General features: G+C 69.6%; 13 protein-coding genes. 10 read left to right on the top strand and 3 right to left on the bottom strand.

The window, feature by feature from the left end:
- The first annotated feature begins 243 nt into the window (after positions 1 to 243).
- The 3 genes from AB0D93_RS28435 (at position 244) to AB0D93_RS28425 (ending at position 5,309) form a co-directional block, all read left to right on the top strand.
- Complete coding sequence (locus tag AB0D93_RS28435; RefSeq protein ID WP_362124933.1) at positions 244 to 2,199, top strand: IucA/IucC family protein; 1,956 nt, start codon at positions 244 to 246, stop codon at positions 2,197 to 2,199.
- Between the two features lie 188 nt (positions 2,200 to 2,387).
- Positions 2,388 to 3,071: a GNAT family N-acetyltransferase gene (locus AB0D93_RS28430; protein WP_362125062.1), complete on the top strand. Its 684-nt coding sequence runs from the start codon at positions 2,388 to 2,390 to the stop codon at positions 3,069 to 3,071.
- Between the two features lie 246 nt (positions 3,072 to 3,317).
- Positions 3,318 to 5,309: an ATP-dependent DNA helicase gene (locus AB0D93_RS28425; protein WP_362124930.1), complete on the top strand. Its 1,992-nt coding sequence runs from the start codon at positions 3,318 to 3,320 to the stop codon at positions 5,307 to 5,309.
- Positions 5,310 to 5,457: 148 nt separating this feature from the next.
- Here AB0D93_RS28425 and lexA read toward each other — a convergent pair whose 3' ends face one another.
- The gene (gene lexA / locus AB0D93_RS28420; RefSeq protein WP_361367348.1) at positions 5,458 to 6,237 is read right to left on the bottom strand and encodes a transcriptional repressor LexA; all 780 of its coding nucleotides are present in this window, start codon (positions 6,235 to 6,237) and stop codon (positions 5,458 to 5,460) included.
- Between the two features lie 565 nt (positions 6,238 to 6,802).
- Between lexA and nrdR the strand changes: the two genes are divergently transcribed.
- Together nrdR and AB0D93_RS28410 are read left to right on the top strand one after the other, a co-directional pair.
- Positions 6,803 to 7,354: a transcriptional regulator NrdR gene (gene nrdR / locus AB0D93_RS28415; RefSeq protein ID WP_362124926.1), complete on the top strand. Its 552-nt coding sequence runs from the start codon at positions 6,803 to 6,805 to the stop codon at positions 7,352 to 7,354.
- Between the two features lie 164 nt (positions 7,355 to 7,518).
- Positions 7,519 to 10,416, top strand: coding sequence for a vitamin B12-dependent ribonucleotide reductase (locus tag AB0D93_RS28410; protein ID WP_362124921.1), 2,898 nt, complete (start codon positions 7,519 to 7,521; stop codon positions 10,414 to 10,416).
- A gap of 78 nt (positions 10,417 to 10,494) precedes the next feature.
- On the opposite strand, the gene AB0D93_RS28405 is transcribed toward AB0D93_RS28410, so the two are convergent.
- Positions 10,495 to 11,031, bottom strand: coding sequence for a TerD family protein (locus AB0D93_RS28405; RefSeq protein ID WP_362124918.1), 537 nt, complete (start codon positions 11,029 to 11,031; stop codon positions 10,495 to 10,497).
- A gap of 154 nt (positions 11,032 to 11,185) precedes the next feature.
- Between AB0D93_RS28405 and AB0D93_RS28400 the strand changes: the two genes are divergently transcribed.
- The 3 genes from AB0D93_RS28400 to AB0D93_RS28390 all read left to right on the top strand — a co-directional run bounded on the left by AB0D93_RS28400 (position 11,186) and on the right by AB0D93_RS28390 (position 13,520).
- Complete coding sequence (locus AB0D93_RS28400; protein WP_362124915.1) at positions 11,186 to 11,791, top strand: YdbC family protein; 606 nt, start codon at positions 11,186 to 11,188, stop codon at positions 11,789 to 11,791.
- Between the two features lie 151 nt (positions 11,792 to 11,942).
- A complete protein-coding gene (locus AB0D93_RS28395; RefSeq protein ID WP_362124912.1) occupies positions 11,943 to 12,602 on the top strand; it encodes a histidine phosphatase family protein in 660 nt (219 codons plus the stop codon).
- A 12-nt stretch (positions 12,603 to 12,614) separates the two neighbouring features.
- Positions 12,615 to 13,520 carry an ADP-ribosylglycohydrolase family protein gene (locus tag AB0D93_RS28390; protein WP_362124909.1) on the top strand — a complete coding sequence of 302 codons (906 nt, stop codon included), beginning with the start codon at positions 12,615 to 12,617 and terminating at the stop codon, positions 13,518 to 13,520.
- Between the two features lie 355 nt (positions 13,521 to 13,875).
- Here the strand turns inward: AB0D93_RS28390 and AB0D93_RS28385 are convergent, their stop codons facing one another.
- Complete coding sequence (locus tag AB0D93_RS28385; RefSeq protein ID WP_362124906.1) at positions 13,876 to 15,423, bottom strand: MFS transporter; 1,548 nt, start codon at positions 15,421 to 15,423, stop codon at positions 13,876 to 13,878.
- Positions 15,424 to 15,608: 185 nt separating this feature from the next.
- Between AB0D93_RS28385 and AB0D93_RS28380 the strand changes: the two genes are divergently transcribed.
- Both AB0D93_RS28380 and AB0D93_RS28375 read left to right on the top strand, forming a co-directional pair.
- Entirely contained in the window at positions 15,609 to 16,232 is a 624-nt protein-coding gene (locus tag AB0D93_RS28380; protein WP_362124903.1) for a TetR/AcrR family transcriptional regulator, read from the top strand.
- Between the two features lie 80 nt (positions 16,233 to 16,312).
- The gene (locus tag AB0D93_RS28375) at positions 16,313 to 17,014 is read left to right on the top strand and encodes a ribonuclease HII (RefSeq protein ID WP_362124901.1); all 702 of its coding nucleotides are present in this window, start codon (positions 16,313 to 16,315) and stop codon (positions 17,012 to 17,014) included.
- Positions 17,015 to 17,073: the final 59 nt, after the last annotated feature.

Here is a 17,073-nt window from a genome sequence, read left to right as displayed (position 1 = left end):
GGATCCGTTGCCTCCCTCATCCCGACTGGGCCTCCCTTTCCAAGGACGTTCAGGCCGGGACCGGCCTCCCATGACACACCCGCACCCCTCTCGTACACGCTTCCTCTCCTGGCCGACCCGGCCCAGCGACACGGTCACGCCGACCGCCCTGACCGGCCACGCGACGCCCGGCCCCGCGAGAACGGCGACGCCCATGCGAGAGCACGAACCCCGCACCGCCCCAGCCAGCCACCAGGAGCCGTCATGAACGCCACCCCCACTCCCGACGGCAGCTCCGGTGCGCCCGACGAACAAGGAGACCCCGGCACCCCGGCCTCTTCCGTACCACTCGCCGAGTCGGTTCCCCAGCAGAAGAGGCGCATCGCGGATCTCACCCGAGTCACCGATCCGGGCACCGACCTGCTGGAACACCCCGACCCCCGCACCGCGGCCCAGGCCGCCGCCGTGGAGAACCTGGTCCGGTGCTGGGCACGCGAGACCGACGTCGCCGCCCCCACCAGTGGCACCCTCCGCATCCCGCTCCCGGCCAGCGGCACCTCACTGCTCGTGCCGGTCCGCTACTGGTCGGCGACGGGCCTGCACCGCTTCGGACCGCCACGCCTGGCCGACGCCCCCGAGGCCGCCCCCGCCGTCGACGCCGTCACCCTGGCAGCGCTGCTCGCCCGGGAGACGGCCGGCGAGGCGGGCAGCACCTCCCGCACCCACGAACCCACCGCCGCCGGCCACGGCGACGACGGCGATCTCGCGGCCAGGGTGGCCGACTCCCTCCGTCGCACCGCCACCTTCATCCACGACCGGCGCGACCACCCCACCGACGGCCCAGACCTGTTCCTCTCCGCCGAGCAGGCCCTCCTCCTCGGACACCCCCTGCACCCGACCCCCAAGAGCCGGGAAGGCCTGACCGAGGCCGAAGCCCGCCGGTACTCACCCGAGTTGCGCGGCTCCTTTCCCCTGCACTGGCTGGCTGTCGCCCCCTCCCTCCTCGCCACCGACTCGGCATGGACCGAGCGCGGCCGTCCCGTCCCCGCCGATCACCTCACCCGGCGCCTCGCCGAGACAGACCTCCCTCTGCCCGACGGCCATGCCGCCCTTCCCCTGCACCCGTGGCAGGCCCGCGAACTGCGGTACCGCGAACGGGTCGCCGCCCTGATCGACGCCGGCCTCCTGCGCGACCTCGGCCCGCTCGGTCCCGCCTGGCACCCCACCTCCTCCGTGCGCACCGTCCACCGGTCCGATGCCCCGGCGATGCTGAAGCTGTCGCTGGGTCTGCGCATCACCAACTCCCGCCGTGAGAACCTGCGCAAGGAACTCCACCGCGGAGTCGAGGTGCACAGGCTGCTGCGCACCGGCCTGTTCAAGCAATGGCAGTCCGTACATCCCCGCTTCGACATCGTCCGCGACCCGGCCTGGCTCGCCGTCGACGACGCGGACGGCCGGCCCGTGCCCGGCCTCGACGTGATGATCAGGCACAACCCGTTCACCCACGCCGACGACGCCGGCTGCGTCGCCGGACTCGTCTCGCCCCGGCCCTCCCCCGAGTGCGGCACCAACTCCGCGTCCCAGCAGGGCGCATGGCCCATGCGCTCCCGGCTCGACCGGGTCGTGGCCCGGCTCGCCGCTCGCACCGGCCGACCCGTCGGAGCGGTTGCCGCGGAGTGGTTCCTCCGCTACCTGGAGCAGGTCGTCCGTCCGGTGCTCTGGCTGGACAGCGAGGCCGGCATCGCCCTGGAAGCGCACCAGCAGAACACCCTGCTCCTGCTCGACCGCGACGGCTGGCCCACCGGCGGCCGCTACCGCGACAACCAGGGTTACTACTTCCGGGAGTCCCGGCGAGCCGAACTGGATGCCCAGCTGCCCGGCATCGGTGACCGCAGTGACACCTTCGTCTCCGACGACGTCACCGACGAACGCTTCGCCTACTACCTCGCCGTCAACAACGTGTTCGGCCTCATCGGTGCCTTCGGCTCCCAGCGCCTCGCCGACGAGCGCCTGCTCCTCGCCGCGTTCCGACGCTTCCTCACCGACGTCGCCACAGGGCCCACCTCACCGCGCACCACTCTGCCGCGCCACCTGCTCGACTCACCCGTCCTGCGGTGCAAGGCCAATCTGCTGACCCGGCTGCACGGCCTCGACGAACTCGTCGGCCCGGTCGACACCCAGTCCGTCTACGTCACCATCGCCAACCCCCTTCATTCCTGACTGAAACGGCCCGTCCCCCCCCCGCACATCCGAGGAACATGACCCACCTCGTCTCCTGAGAGGAGCGCACCGTGCCTCCCACCGACGCGAACGCCGGCTCCAGCCCCGCCCGCCCGGGCGTCCCCGTCCACAGCGGCACCCCAGCCCGCCGAGACCCCGTGGGCCCCCGGGCGGACAGCGCGTTCACCCTGGGCTCCCCGTTCACCGGGTTCGCCATCGAGGACGACGACGGGGACTGCGAAGACACGCTGGACCTGCACCTGCCCGTCGACTTCCTCGCCCTCTTCGGCGGAGGGACGACCTACCTTCTGGACCAACTCCACACATGGGGTCCGGTGGCCACCTCCGTCGGCTCCTTCCACCTCCTGCCCGTGCGCATCGAGGAGGACCTGCCGCTCATCCAGAGCTGGATGAACGACCCCGCGGTCGCGCCGTACTGGGAGCTGGACGAGCCCCGGAACCGGACCGAGGACCACCTGCGCGCCCAGCTCGACGGCGACGGTCGCAGCGTGCCGTGTCTCGGTGTCCTGGACGGCACACCGATGAGCTACTGGGAGATCTACCGGGCCGATCTGGATCCACTGGCCCGCCACTACCCGGCCCGCCCGCACGACACCGGGATCCACCTCCTCGTCGGCCGAGCCGCGGACCGAGGACGCGGGCTGGGATCCTCGCTGATCCGAGCCGTGGCCGACCTGATTCTGGACCGGCGCCCCGCGTGCGCACGGGTCGTAGCGGAACCCGATCTTGGCAACACCCCCTCCGTCGCAGCGTTCCTGAGCGCCGGCTTCCGGTTCGCGGACGAGGTCGACCTGCCCGGCAAGCGGGCCGCCCTCATGATGCGGGACCGGGTCCTGCGCGATGTGCTGTAGCGCCACGTGACGGCACGTTCACAGATAGTACGAACCGGTGGCGGCCGAGTTCCCGCTCGATCGGGGAAATCCGCGCGGGAGGCAAAGCCGGGCGCCGGCATCGCTCGTCACCCGCTCCGCACTGCCCTGCGCAACCTCCGTCCACCTCCCGCCACCCCACCCACCCAGGAGCCCGGCCGTGATCCCGCCCTCCGCCCCCGCCTTGACCGCCCGTTTGTCAGTGCCGGGCCGTAGGGTGGTCGGGCTATGACGAAGCCCTCACTCCCCGAACTCCTGCATGCCGCTGTCACCGCTGTCGGCGGCACGGAGCGCCCCGGCCAGGTGACCATGGCCGAAGCGGTCGCCGAGACCATCGACGACGGATCCCACCTGCTGGTCCAGGCCGGCACCGGCACCGGAAAGTCGCTCGGCTATCTCGTGCCGGCGCTCGCGCACGGGGAACGAGTGGTCGTCGCGACGGCCACCCTGGCGCTGCAGCGTCAGCTCGTGGAGCGCGACCTGCCGCGCACGGTCGACGCCCTGCACCCGCTGTTGCGCCGCCGCCCGGAGTTCGCGATGCTCAAGGGCCGGTCGAACTATCTGTGCCTGCACCGCCTGCACGAGGGCATGCCGCAGGATGAGGACGACGGCCTCTTCGACCAGTTCGAGGCCGCCGCCCCCTCCAGCAAGCTGGGCCAGGACCTGCTGCGCCTTCGGGACTGGTCCGACGAGACCGAGACGGGTGACCGGGACGATCTCACTCCCGGTGTGTCGGACCGCGCGTGGGCACAGGTGTCGGTGTCCTCGCGGGAGTGCCTGGGGGCGTCGAAGTGCGCGTACGGCGCCGAGTGCTTCGCGGAGATGGCCCGCGAGCGTGCCAAGCTCGCCGAGGTCGTGGTCACGAACCACGCCCTGCTCGCCATCGACGCCATCGAGGGCGCGCCGGTGCTGCCGCAGCACGAGGTGCTGATCGTGGACGAGGCCCACGAACTCGTCTCCCGGGTCACCGGCGTCGCGACCGGCGAGCTCACACCCGGCCAGGTCAATCGTGCCGTGCGCCGCGCCGCCAAGCTCGTCAACGAGAAGGCCGCCGACCAGCTGCAGACCGCCGCCGAGGGCTTCGAGCGGCTGATGGAGCTGGCCCTGCCGGGCCGCCTGGAAGAGATCCCGGAGGACCTCGGCTACGCCCTGATGGCGCTGCGGGACGCCGCGCGCACCGTCATCTCCGCGATCGGCGCGACGCGCGACAAGTCGGTGCAGGACGAGGACGCCGTGCGCAAGCAGGCCCTGGCCTCGGTGGAGACGGTGCACGACGTGGCCGAGCGGGTGGTGAACGGCTCGGAGTGGGACGTCGTCTGGTACGAGCGGCACGACCGCTTCGGCGCGTCCCTGCGGGTCGCACCCATGTCGGTCTCCGGGCTCCTCAGGGAGAAGCTCTTCGCCGACCGCGCGGTCGTCCTCACCTCCGCGACCCTCAAGCTGGGCGGGGACTTCAACGGCGTCGGCGCCTCCCTGGGCCTCGGCCCCGAGGGTGCGGAGGACGAGGACCTGCCGAAGTGGAGGGGAGTCGACGTCGGCTCGCCCTTCGACTACCGCAGGCAGGGCATCCTCTATGTGGCCAGGCATCTGTCGCGCCCCGCACGTGACGGCGAGCGTTCCGACATGCTCGACGAGCTGAGCGAACTCATCCAGGCGGCCGGCGGCCGCACCCTCGGGCTGTTCTCGTCGATGCGGGCCGCGCAGCTCGCGGCGGAGGAGCTGCGCTCCCGGATCCCGGACTTCCCGATCCTGCTCCAGGGCGAGGAGACGCTCGGCGAACTGATCAAGAACTTCGCGGCCGACCCGAAGACCTGCCTGTTCGGCACCCTGTCGCTGTGGCAGGGCGTGGATGTCCCCGGCCCCAGCTGTCAGCTGGTCGTCATGGACAAGATTCCGTTCCCCCGCCCCGACGATCCGCTGATGAGCGCCCGGCAGAAGGCGGTGGAGGACGCCGGCGGCAACGGTTTCATGGCGGTGGCCGCGACGCACGCTGCCCTGCTCATGGCCCAGGGTGCCGGTCGGCTCGTCCGCGCGTCGGGGGACCGGGGCGTGGTCGCCGTACTGGACCAGCGGCTGGCCACCGCACGGTACGGCGGCTATCTCAAGGCGTCGCTGCCGGACTTCTGGTACACCACGGACCGTAACCAGGTCCGCAAGTCGCTGGCCGCGATCGACGCGGCGGCGAAGGCCGCGGAAGCCCAGCAAGCCGAGGTGAAGTGATCGCGGGATGGCCCGGCCGGTGCCGGTCGGGCCGCAAGGGAAGAGCGACGGGCACCGGCCGTGCACATGGCAGGGCCCCGGAACCGGCGCAGGGGTTCCGGGGCCCGGTCAGGGAGCGAGCAGCCGTACGGCCCGCCCGCCGCAGGCATCACACGCGCCGCAGCACCGCGACGACCTTGCCCAGGATGGTCGCGTCGTCGCCGGGGATCGGCTCGTAGGCCGCGTTGTGCGGGAGGAGCCAGACGTGGCCGTCCTCGCGCTTGAAGCGCTTGACGGTGGCCTCGCCGTCGAGCATGGCCGCCACGATGTCGCCGTTCTCGGCGACCGGCTGGCGGCGCACGGTGACCCAGTCGCCGTCGCAGATCGCGGCCTCGATCATGGAGTCGCCGACGACCTTGAGGACGAAGAGTTCGCCGTCGCCGACGAGCTGGCGGGGGAGCGGGAAGACGTCCTCGACGGACTCCTCCGCGAGGATGGGGCCACCGGCGGCGATACGGCCGACCAGCGGGACGTACGACGCGGCGGGCTTGCCGGCCGTGTCCGTGGGCTGCACGGTCACGGCCTGGTCCGAGCCGCGCACCTCGTACGCGCGCGGACGGTGCGGGTCGCGACGCAGGAAGCCCTTGCGCTCCAGCGCCATCAGCTGATGCGCGACCGAGGAGGTGCTGGAGAGGCCGACGGCCTGACCGATCTCCCGCATCGACGGTGGATAGCCGCGTCGCTGTACCGAGTCACGGATGACTTCGATCACGCGGCGCTGGCGGTCGGTGAGTCCGGAGCTGTCCGCCCGGATGCCTGGAGGTCGGCCCGGCAGGGAACGCTTGTGTCCCTCGGGATTCGTGGCTTCGTTCATCACGTGTACCGGCTCGAGTCGTCCCTGGGAGCGGTCCTGGGCGGTGATGGTGGCGCTGTCTGCGGTGGTGGTCACGTCGGCCCCTCTCGATGGTCTCCCTGCTGGACAACGGTAGTTGCTTTCGAAAGGTTGCGCCAAACACACGTTCGAGTGAAAAAGTGCGATTCACCGGACGCGATCACGTGTCTGGGTGTATTGCTAACGCACCATCTGGCGGACAAAAGCGCCCATTGTTGTACTCTTCACCGCTGGGGTTGCCGACCTTGTGGGCCGCCACCCCAGTCTGCCATCCGGAACCCGACCATCCGGGAAGCGGGTCCCTTCTCCGCCGGAGTCCCACGCGTCCTCCGTGCGGCGCCCACGGTATCTCCGTAAGCGCCACAGTGGCACCGCTCTGCACCCGCGTGTCCCTCGTGACCGCCCGGGCGTCGGGTGCCCGCGGTCGTTCCACTGCGACACGCGAGTCTGCCTCGGTGTATGAGCCAATCCCCACATGTAGTGGTTGGATGGCTACAGCAGCCCACAAGTTGTGGTCCCCCGGGTCTGACTCGGCCTCGCGATCGCCTATGCTTAGGGCTGCTTCGCGGGGCCCATGGGCCTGGCGAGGCTATTGAGTCTGCTGTGAGGAGGGTTGGAGATCATGCACTGTCCCTTCTGCAGGCACCCCGACAGCCGTGTGGTCGACAGTCGTACGACCGACGACGGCACGTCGATCCGCAGGCGCCGCCAGTGCCCCGACTGCTCCCGTCGTTTCACGACCGTGGAGACGTGCTCGCTCATGGTGGTGAAGCGGTCCGGAGTCACCGAGCCTTTCAGTCGTACCAAGGTCATCAACGGCGTGCGCAAGGCGTGCCAGGGACGACCTGTCACCGAGGACGCACTCGCCCAGCTCGGCCAACGGGTCGAGGAGGCGGTGCGGGCCACCGGAAGCGCCGAGCTGACCACCCATGACGTGGGGCTGGCCATACTCGGCCCGTTGCAGGAGCTCGATCTCGTCGCCTATCTGCGATTCGCCTCCGTCTACCGGGCGTTCGACTCGCTCGAGGACTTCGAGGCCGCCATCGCGGAGCTGAGGGAGGCGACGCGAGGCCCCGACGCGGACGAGGAAGACGCGGGAACGGGGAGCCAGGAAGACGATCACGGGCCCGGCGGGACCGAGGAGGTCCCCGTGCCCGCTCACGCCGCCGACTGACCGGCGGGCCGGGAACCGGGAGGAGAGCCGGGTTCCGGCCGGAAGGCGGCGACCGAAGCCTGTTGCGGGCGGCAGCTGAGGGTGCCCGCAACACAAGACAGAACACCGTGCCACGGGAACAAACGGGGCACTTCAGGGCGTTTTTGCCCGTAGAGGGAGGCGGCATGACAGAGACGGCGAGCGGTCCGGCACGAGGTTCCCGAGCCAAGGGCGGCAAGGCGGGAAACAAGGGACTGCACATCGAGCGCATCCACACCACCCCCGGCGTACACCCGTACGACGAGGTGAGCTGGGAGCGCCGTGACGTCGTCATGACCAACTGGCGCGACGGCTCGGTCAATTTCGAGCAGCGTGGCGTCGAGTTCCCCGACTTCTGGTCGGTGAACGCGGTCAACATCGTCACCAGCAAGTACTTCCGCGGTGCCGTCGGCACCCCGCAGCGCGAGACCAGTCTCAAGCAGCTGATCGACCGCATCGTGAAGACGTACCGGAAGGCCGGCGAGGACCACAAGTACTTCGCCTCGCCCGCCGACGCCGAGATCTTCGAGCACGAGCTGGCCTACGCCCTCCTGCACCAGATCTTCAGCTTCAACAGCCCCGTCTGGTTCAACGTGGGCACCTCGCAGCCCCAGCAGGTCTCCGCCTGCTTCATCCTGTCCGTCGACGACTCCATGGAGTCGATCCTCGACTGGTACAAGGAAGAGGGCATGATCTTCAAGGGCGGCTCCGGTGCCGGCCTGAACCTCTCGCGCATCCGCTCCTCCAAGGAACTGCTGTCCTCCGGCGGCAACGCCTCCGGACCGGTCTCCTTCATGCGCGGCGCCGACGCGTCCGCCGGCACCATCAAGTCCGGTGGCGCCACCCGCCGCGCGGCCAAGATGGTCGTGCTCGACGTCGACCACCCCGACATCGAGGACTTTATCGAGACCAAGGTCAAGGAGGAGGAGAAGATCCGCGTCCTGCGTGACGCGGGCTTCGACATGGACCTGGGCGGCGACGACATCACCTCCGTCCAGTACCAGAACGCCAACAACTCGGTCCGTGTGAACGACGAGTTCATGAAGGCGGTCGAGGACGGCGGCAACTTCGGCCTGCGCGCCCGTATGACCGGTGAGGTCATCGAGGAGGTCGACGCCAAGGCGCTGTTCCGCAAGATCGCCGAGGCCGCCTGGGCCTGCGCCGACCCGGGCATCCAGTACGACGACACCATCAACACCTGGCACACCTGCCCCGAGTCCGGCCGGATCACCGCGTCGAACCCGTGCAGCGAGTACATGCACCTGGACAACACGTCCTGCAACCTGGCCTCGTTGAACCTGATGAAGTTCCTGAAGGACGACGGCAAGGGCCGCCAGTCCTTCGAGACCGAGCGTTTCCAGAAGGTCGTCGAGCTCGTCATCACCGCGATGGACATCTCGATCTGCTTCGCGGACTTCCCGACCCAGAAGATCGGCGAGAACACGCGCGCGTTCCGCCAGCTCGGCATCGGCTACGCCAACCTCGGCGCCCTGCTGATGGCCACCGGCCACGCCTACGACTCCGACGGCGGCCGCGCCCTGGCCGGCGCCATCACCTCCCTGATGACGGGTACGGCCTACCGCCGCTCGGCCGAGCTGGCCGCGGTCGTCGGCCCGTACGACGGTTACGCCCGCAACGCCGACGCCCACAAGCGCGTCATGGCGCAGCACTCCGAGGCCAACGGCACGGCCGTCCGTATGGACGACCTGGACACCCCGGTGTGGGCCGCCGCCACGGAGGCCTGGCAGGACGTGCTGCGTCTTGGCGAGAAGAACGGTTTCCGTAACTCCCAGGCGTCCGTCCTCGCGCCGACCGGCACCATCGGCCTCGCGATGTCGTGCGACACCACCGGTGTCGAGCCCGACCTGGCGCTCGTGAAGTTCAAGAAGCTGGTCGGCGGCGGCTCGATGCAGATCGTCAACGGCACCGTCCCGCAGGCCCTGCGCCGCCTGGGCTACCAGGAGGAGCAGATCGAGGCGATCGTCGCCCACATCGCCGAGAACGGCAATGTGATCGACGCTCCCGGCCTGAAGCTCGAGCACTACGAGGTGTTCGACTGCGCCATGGGCGAGCGCGCCATCTCCCCGATGGGTCACGTCCGCATGATGGCCGCGATCCAGCCGTGGATCTCCGGCGCCATCTCCAAGACGGTCAACATGCCGGAGACGGCGACCGTCGAGGAGGTCGAGGAGATCTACTTCGAGGCCTGGAAGCTGGGCGTCAAGGCGCTCGCGATCTACCGCGACAACTGCAAGGTGGGCCAGCCTCTCTCCGCCAAGAAGAAGGAGGACGAGAAGGCCGAGATCGCCGAGAAGACCGAGGACACGATCCGTGCCGCGGTCGAGAAGGTGGTCGAGTACCGCCCGGTCCGCAAGCGCCTCCCGAAGGGCCGCCCCGGCATCACCACGTCCTTCACGGTCGGCGGCGCCGAGGGCTACATGACCGCCAACTCCTACCCGGACGACGGTCTCGGCGAGGTGTTCCTGAAGATGTCCAAGCAGGGCTCGACCCTCGCGGGCATGATGGACGCCTTCTCGATCGCGGTCTCCGTCGGCCTCCAGTACGGCGTGCCGCTGGAGACCTACGTCTCGAAGTTCACCAACATGCGCTTCGAGCCGGCCGGCATGACCGACGACCCGGACGTGCGGATGGCGCAGTCGATCGTCGACTACATCTTCCGCCGCCTGGCGCTGGACTTCCTGCCCTTCGAGACCCGTTCCGCGCTCGGCATCCACTCCGCCGAGGAGCGCCAGCGCCACCTGGAGACCGGTTCCTACGAGCCGAACGAGGACGAGGTCGACGTCGAGGGCCTCGCGCAGTCCGCTCCGCGTGCCCAGGAGCTGAAGGCGGTCGCCGCGCCGAAGCCCGAGTCCGAGGCGGCCAAGCCCGCCCCGAAGCAGGCCCACACCAGCGCCGAACTGGTGGAGATGCAGCTGGGCATCCAGGCCGACGCCCCGCTGTGCTTCTCCTGCGGTACGAAGATGCAGCGGGCCGGTTCCTGCTACATCTGCGAGGGCTGCGGTTCCACCAGCGGCTGCAGCTGATGACAAGCGGTTCCTGAAGTGAGGTGAGGGGCGTCGGCCATGCTGACGCCCCTCACCTCTGCGGGGCTCCGGCGTCCGTCAGCTCTGCTGAGCCCTGCCCATGACCCGGGTGAAGGTGGCCGGATCCTCCGCGAAACCGTGAACGCCGGGCCGAAAGGCCCACTCGCCGGATTCGTCACGGACGAACTCGGCGATCGTGGCAGCCGTCGCCCCGAGGACCGAGCCGAAGTCGTCCTGGGCGAGCACGGTGTAGCGGTCCACCCGGATGCGCATGGCCGGATTCAGCACGTTGACGAACGTCTTGTGCCCGTACCGCTGTTGGATGACGGCACCGACCACCACGCGCGCGTACCGGTCGTCGAGCCGGTCCAGTTCCAGCGTCATGACCTCGTCCCAGCCGAAGCCCCTGCCGTCCGTGCTGTCCCGGTTGAGGAAGATCGTGCCGTCCGGTGAGCGGCTGTCGAAGTGCACCACATAGGCCGGGGTCCCGTACGGATCGCCCGACAGGAACGTCGCGGCGACGAGGTCGAGATCGCTGGGCGGCTCGCCCGCAGGACTGGGGTCCCACTTCAGCCCGACCTCGACCTTGCCGATTCCCTTGCTGAAGCCGGCCAACGGCTTCTCCCTTCCCCCGGTGCCTGCCCCATCCACCCAACGCCCTTGGGGGCAGGGTTCCTTGTCCATCGTGCCACGCGCGCGGGGGCGCATGCTCGGGTGATCTCAGCCGGAGCGTGACCGACGCCACGCCCCGTGGCCTTACGATGGCGCGGTGCTGGTCAAGTGGATTCGCTGCACCGTGGTGGACCGCCGCGGCTTCGAGCGGGGGCAGCGGAAATGGGCGGGGCTTCTGGGGGAGCCGGGTTTTCGGGGGCAGGGCGGAGGCTGGAGCCGGCAGCGGTCGGGCGTGGCGCACATCTTCGCCTTCTGGGAGAGCCGCGCGTTCTACGACTCCTTCATGGCCCGCTCGCACGACCGCCTCGCGTCCGCCCAGGCCGGCACGTTCAAGGACGCGCAGGTCAAGCTCTTCGAGTACCGCTTCGATGTGAAGACCGGCTTCGAGCCGAGGTTCACCGACGCCGATCTGGTCCGTGTGGCCCTGTGCCGGGTCCGTGAGGAGCGCGTCGAGCACTTCACCCTCATGCAGGAGAAGGTCTGGAACCCGGCGATGGCCGGTTCGCCCGGCATGATCCGCGGCATGTTCGCCGAGGCTGCCGAGCAGGAGTTCCTGGTGCTGTCGATGTGGCGGTCGGCTGCCGAGCACGGGAAGTACCGCACCGAGCGGGTGGAACGTCTCGCGCTGCGCGCACAGACCGAGGCCGACATCGCGGCCCTTACCGGTGACATCGTGGAGCTCGAGCCGTCCTGGACGGTCTGAAGCCACACGACGTGCGTTTGAGGATCAAACTCGCTGCCCGGGTGTCGCACAGCGCGTCCGGGGCGGCCCGACACGCGGGATATATGTGACCTACGCCGTAAAAGGCCCGTACGAGTGCTCGACTTTCCCTCGCTCGATCTAGGGTTTTGGCATGGCACGACCACGGCGCATCGTCCTTGTCCGGCACGGCGAGTCAACGGGCAACGTCGACGACTCCGTGTACGAGCGCGAGCCGGACCACGCTCTCGCGCTGACCGAGCGCGGCTGGAGGCAGGCCGAGGAGACCGGAAAGGGGCTCCGGGAACTCTTCGGCCGCGAGCGCGTGAGCGTGTACGTCTCCCCGTACCGCCGGACGCACGAGACGCTCCGCGCCTTCCACCTCGACCCCGACCTGATACGTGTCCGGGAGGAGCCCAGGCTTCGCGAACAGGACTGGGGCAACTGGCAGGACCGCGACGACGTGCGCCTTCAGAAGACCTACCGCGACGCCTACGGCCACTTCTTCTTCCGGTTCCCGCAGGGTGAGTCCGGCGCCGACGTGTACGACCGGGTCGGCGGCTTCCTGGAGAGCCTGTACCGCAGCTTCGAGGCACCGGATCATCCGCCGAACGTCCTCCTGGTGACGCACGGCCTCGCGATGCGGCTGTTCTGCATGCGGTGGTTCCACTGGACGGTCGCGGAATTCGAGTCGCTGTCGAACCCCGGGAACGCCGAGGTGCGGATGCTCGTCCTCGGAGACGACGGCAAGTACACCCTCGACCGGCCCTTCGAGCGCTGGCGCAAGCCGGTGCCGTACTGGGCGAACGGATAGAGTGGCAGAGCGATGACCGCTGACTGTTCTTCCTCCGGGCGTCTGGAGCGCGCCCTGGCCGGCCTGCGCGGACTGGCCTTGGGGGATGCCCTGGGCTCCCAGTTCTTCGTCCCGGCGAACTATCCCCTCCTGAAGCGACGCGAGCTGCCCGCGGGGACGTGGCAGTGGACGGACGACACCGAGATGGCCTGCTCCGTGGTCGCCGTCCTGGCCGAGCACCGGCGCATCGACCAGGACGCGCTGGCCCGCTCCTTCGCCGAGCACCACGACTTCGACCGGGGCTACGGCCCCGCGGTCAACCGCCTGCTGAGGCTCGTCCGCGAGGGGGAGGACTGGCGGGAGCTGGCCGCCGGGCTCTTCAACGGACGAGGTTCCTGGGGCAACGGAGCGGCGATGCGGATCGCGCCTCTGGGCGCCTGGTACGCGGACGACCCGGAGCAGGCGACCCACCAGGCGGAGATCTCGGCCTACCCCACCCACCAGCACCGTGAGGCCGTGGTCGGCGCCATGGCCGTGGCCGCCGCGGCGGCGCTGGCGGGCTCGCCGGACGGGCCGCCGACCCCCGAGGCGCTCCTCGACGGCGTCATCGCCCTGGTGCCGAAGAGCGCCGTCGGCCAGGGGCTGCGGCGCGCCCGGGACATGCTCGACTACGACGACGCGGGCACGGTCGCGGCGGTGCTGGGATGCGGACGGCGGACGACAGCCCACGACACCGTTCCCTTTGCCCTGTGGTCTGCCGCACGCAGCCTCGGTGACTACGAGACGGCCTTCTGGACGACGGCAGGGGTGGGCGGCGACGTGGACACCACCTGCGCGATCGTGGGCGGTGTGCTCGGCTCCGGCAAGGCGGGGACCCCGCCCGCGGACTGGGTGGAACGCGTCGAAGCGCTGCCGGACTGGGTGCCGACGGGGCTCTGAGGACCGCCCGCCAAGACCGGCTCCACCCTTCCCCGGATCGCGTCGGTACGCCCAGTCCTCCGGCTCGGAGACTCTCCGTACCGTCCGGGAACTCTCCGTGACCGCCACCCGTTCCACTCCTGTCCGGCGTGTGCCGCGGCCGTCGGGGGGCGGGGCGGGTGAAAACCCGGAGAGCAACGGAGCGAGGGGCGGGGGAGAGATGGCGTACTCGGCATTGATGCTGGTCCTGGCGCTCCTGGCGCTCCTGGCCGCGCGGGGGTCGGTGACCGGGGCGCGGCCGGCCGGACCGCCGCACGTGCCGTCCAGCCCACGGCGGCGGTCCGGCCGGCCGCGGCTTCGCGCGGCTCGGCCCGGTTCAGCCGATGCCCGGGCCTGCCACGCCGGCGAGGGATTCGAGGTCACTCTTGCGCACCCTGATCACCAGCAAGGCGGTCAGGAACGCCACCGCGGCCATCGCGGCAGCCGGCACGAAGGCGGTGGAGATGCCGTGGGCGAGCACCTCGTGCCCCCAGGGCCCGGGCAACTGGTGCGTCTTGGCGAAGTGCGCCTGCTGCTCCGGAGAGCTGTTGGCGAGGAACTTCGGCACCTGCTTCTTCGCCTCGTCCTTGGCGGCCGATCCGAACACGGTCGTCAGGATGGACAGTCCGAGCGAACCGCCCACCTGCTGCGTGGCGTTGAGGAGCCCGGAAGCCGCACCCGCCTCGTGCTGGGCGACACCGGAAACCGCCGTGACCGTGACCGTCACGAAGTTCAGGCCCATGCCGAAGCCGAACACCAGCATCGGCCCGAGCACTCCGCCGAGATAGGAACTGTCCGGCCGGATGAACGTCTGCCACACCAGACCGACCACCACGAGCGCCGAGCCGACCGTCATGAACGGCTTCGGGCCGAGCTTCGGCAGCAAGGCCTGCGACAGACCCGCACCGACCGCGATCGCGACCGTCACGGGGAGGAAGGCCACACCGGCCTTCACGGCGCTGTAGCCGAGCACGTCCTGGACGAACAGCACGATGTAGAAGAACATGCCGAACATCGCTGCGGAGAGCGCGAGCATGATCACGTACGTGCCCCAGCGGTTGCGGTCCGCGAACATCCTGAGCGGGGTGATCGGCTCCTTGGCCCGGGTCTCGGTGAGGATGAAGGCGACCAGCAGCACCACGGCCGCGCCGAACGAGCCGAGGGTGAGGCCGTCCCGCCAGCCGTTCTCCGAGGCACGGATGAACCCGTACACCAGCGAGGCCATGCCCGCCGTCGAGGTGAGCGCTCCCGTGATGTCGAAGCGCCCCGGATGCCGCTCGGACTCGCTGATGTACAGCGGCGCGAGCGCCGCGATCAGCACGCCTATGGGGACATTGACGAACAGCACCCACCGCCAGTCCAGCCAGTCCGTGAGCATGCCCCCCGCCAGCAGGCCGATGGCGCCGCCGCCCGCGGACACGGCCGCGAACACACCGAAGGCCCGGTTGCGTTCCGGGCCTTCGGGGAAGGTGGTGGTGATCAGCGCCAGCGACGTGGGCGAGGCGATCGCGCCGCCGACGCCCTGTACGGCCCGTGCGGCCAGCAGCTGCCAGGGTTCCTGGGCGAGACCGCCCAGCAGCGAGGCGAAGGTGAACAGCAGGATGCCGGCCATGAACACCCGGCGACGGCCGAGGATGTCACCGGCCCGCGCACCGAGCAGCAGCAGGCCGCCGAAGGTGAGCGTGTAGGCGCTGACCACCCAAGTCAGATCCGTGGTGCTGAACTTGAGTGCATCTTGAATGTGCGGAAGCGCGATGTTCACAATCGTCGCGTCGAGGACCACCATGAGTTGGCAGGCCGCGATGACGGTGAGTGCGATGCCGGGATGCCCCTCCCGGCGGGCCACGCCCGGTTCTGGTTCCTGAAGCAGCTGAGAGGTCGTCACTATGGGTCCCCCATAAAGGCGTTAGTGAACGCTCGCGTTCACTTTCGCTTCCACGGTAGTGAGTCCCCGACAGTGAACGCAAGCGTTCACTTAATCCCGCGCCCCGCCTCGCGTCCCCCTGTTGCCGCGGCGTGGCGTCAATCACCCCGGAATCCCCGCTTCCCCTGCATGTTGGAGAGACACAGATGGTTACCTCGCGCTGGACGGCTGCTCCCGCCCGGGCGGCTTCCCCACGTCGGCGCGGCGTGGTGCTGGAGCGCGCCATCCTGGATGCCGCGCTGGAGCAGCTCAGTGAGGTCGGCTGGAAGGGGCTGACCATGGAGGGGGTCGCGGCCGGCGCCCAGACCGGCAAGGCCGCGGTCTACCGGCGCTGGCCCTCCAAGGAGGACCTCGTCGCGGATGCGCTGGCGGCGGGACTGCCTCGGGTGGAGGCGGCTCCGGATCTCGGCAGTGTGCGCGAGGACCTCCTCGCCCTGTGCCGGCAGGTGCGGCAGATCATGTTCTCGCCCCCCGGTGTGGCACTGCGTTCGGTCATTCACGAGTGCGATCAGATCCAGGCGGAGCGCTTTCATGAAGTGATTGTTGGAGGTGTGGTGGAGCCGACCCTCCAGCTCCTCGGTGAGGTCATCACCCGCGGATTGGAGCGGGGTGAGGTTCGTCCGGACGCGGTCAACAGCTATGTCTTCGACGCCGTTCCGGCCATGATGATGTACCGCTCGAAGGTGTGCGCAAGCGAATGGTGCGATCGGGAGCTCGAAGAGATGATCGACCAGCTGATGCTTCCGCTGTTGCGTCCCTGCGCAGGCTGATCCCGCACGTCCGCGATCCGCGCGACGGTCGGGTGACCGGGTGTCGGGCGGCGTTCCGGTCGGCGTAGGCTAAGGACGCCATGCCGTACGAACCGCCTACTCACACCGTCGAGCGCTCCTTGCGCGCCACGACCGGAGCGAAGGTCATTGCCGGTGTCGACGAGGTGGGGCGCGGCGCCTGGGCCGGACCTGTCACCGTCTGCGCCGCGATCACCGGACTCCGCCGCCCGCCCGACGGGCTGACCGACTCCAAACTGCTGACGATCAAGCGACGGACGGAACTGGCTCAGGTCCTGCGGACGTGGGTGACGGCCTACGCGCTGGGGCATGCTTCTCCCGAGGAGATCGACGACCTGGGGATGACGGCCGCCCTGCGGCTGGCCGCGGCCCGCGCCCTGGAGGCTTTGCCGGTCCGCCCCGACGCCGTGATCCTCGACGGGAAGCACGACTACCTCGGTGCTCCCTGGAGGGTGCGCACGGTGATCAAGGGCGATCAGTCGTGTGTGGCCGTTTCGGCGGCGTCGGTGATAGCCAAGGTTCAGCGCGACAAAATGATGGCCGAACTGGGTGTCGACCATGCAGACTTCGGTTTTGCGGACAACGCCGGGTATCCGTCGCCCGTGCACAAGGCCGCACTGGAGGAGTGGGGGCCCACCCCGCACCACCGCTTGTCGTGGGCGTATCTTGATGCGTTGCCTCAGTGGCGGCACCTCAAGAAGGTCCGCAGCTGGGCGGACGGAGGCGTTCCGGAGATCGAGGGTCAGCTCGGCTTCGATTTCTGACGGTTCCGATCGCACTGATGTGCCACCCGGTCACCCGCGCCGCACCAACGTTTGATAAA

The organism is Streptomyces sp. NPDC048191, from assembly GCF_040652655.1.
In the GTDB taxonomy this organism is placed as follows: Bacteria; Actinomycetota; Actinomycetes; order Streptomycetales; family Streptomycetaceae; genus Streptomyces.
The sequence above is the reverse complement of the archived record's forward strand: the minus strand, read 5'-3'. Positions and strand labels throughout refer to the sequence as shown.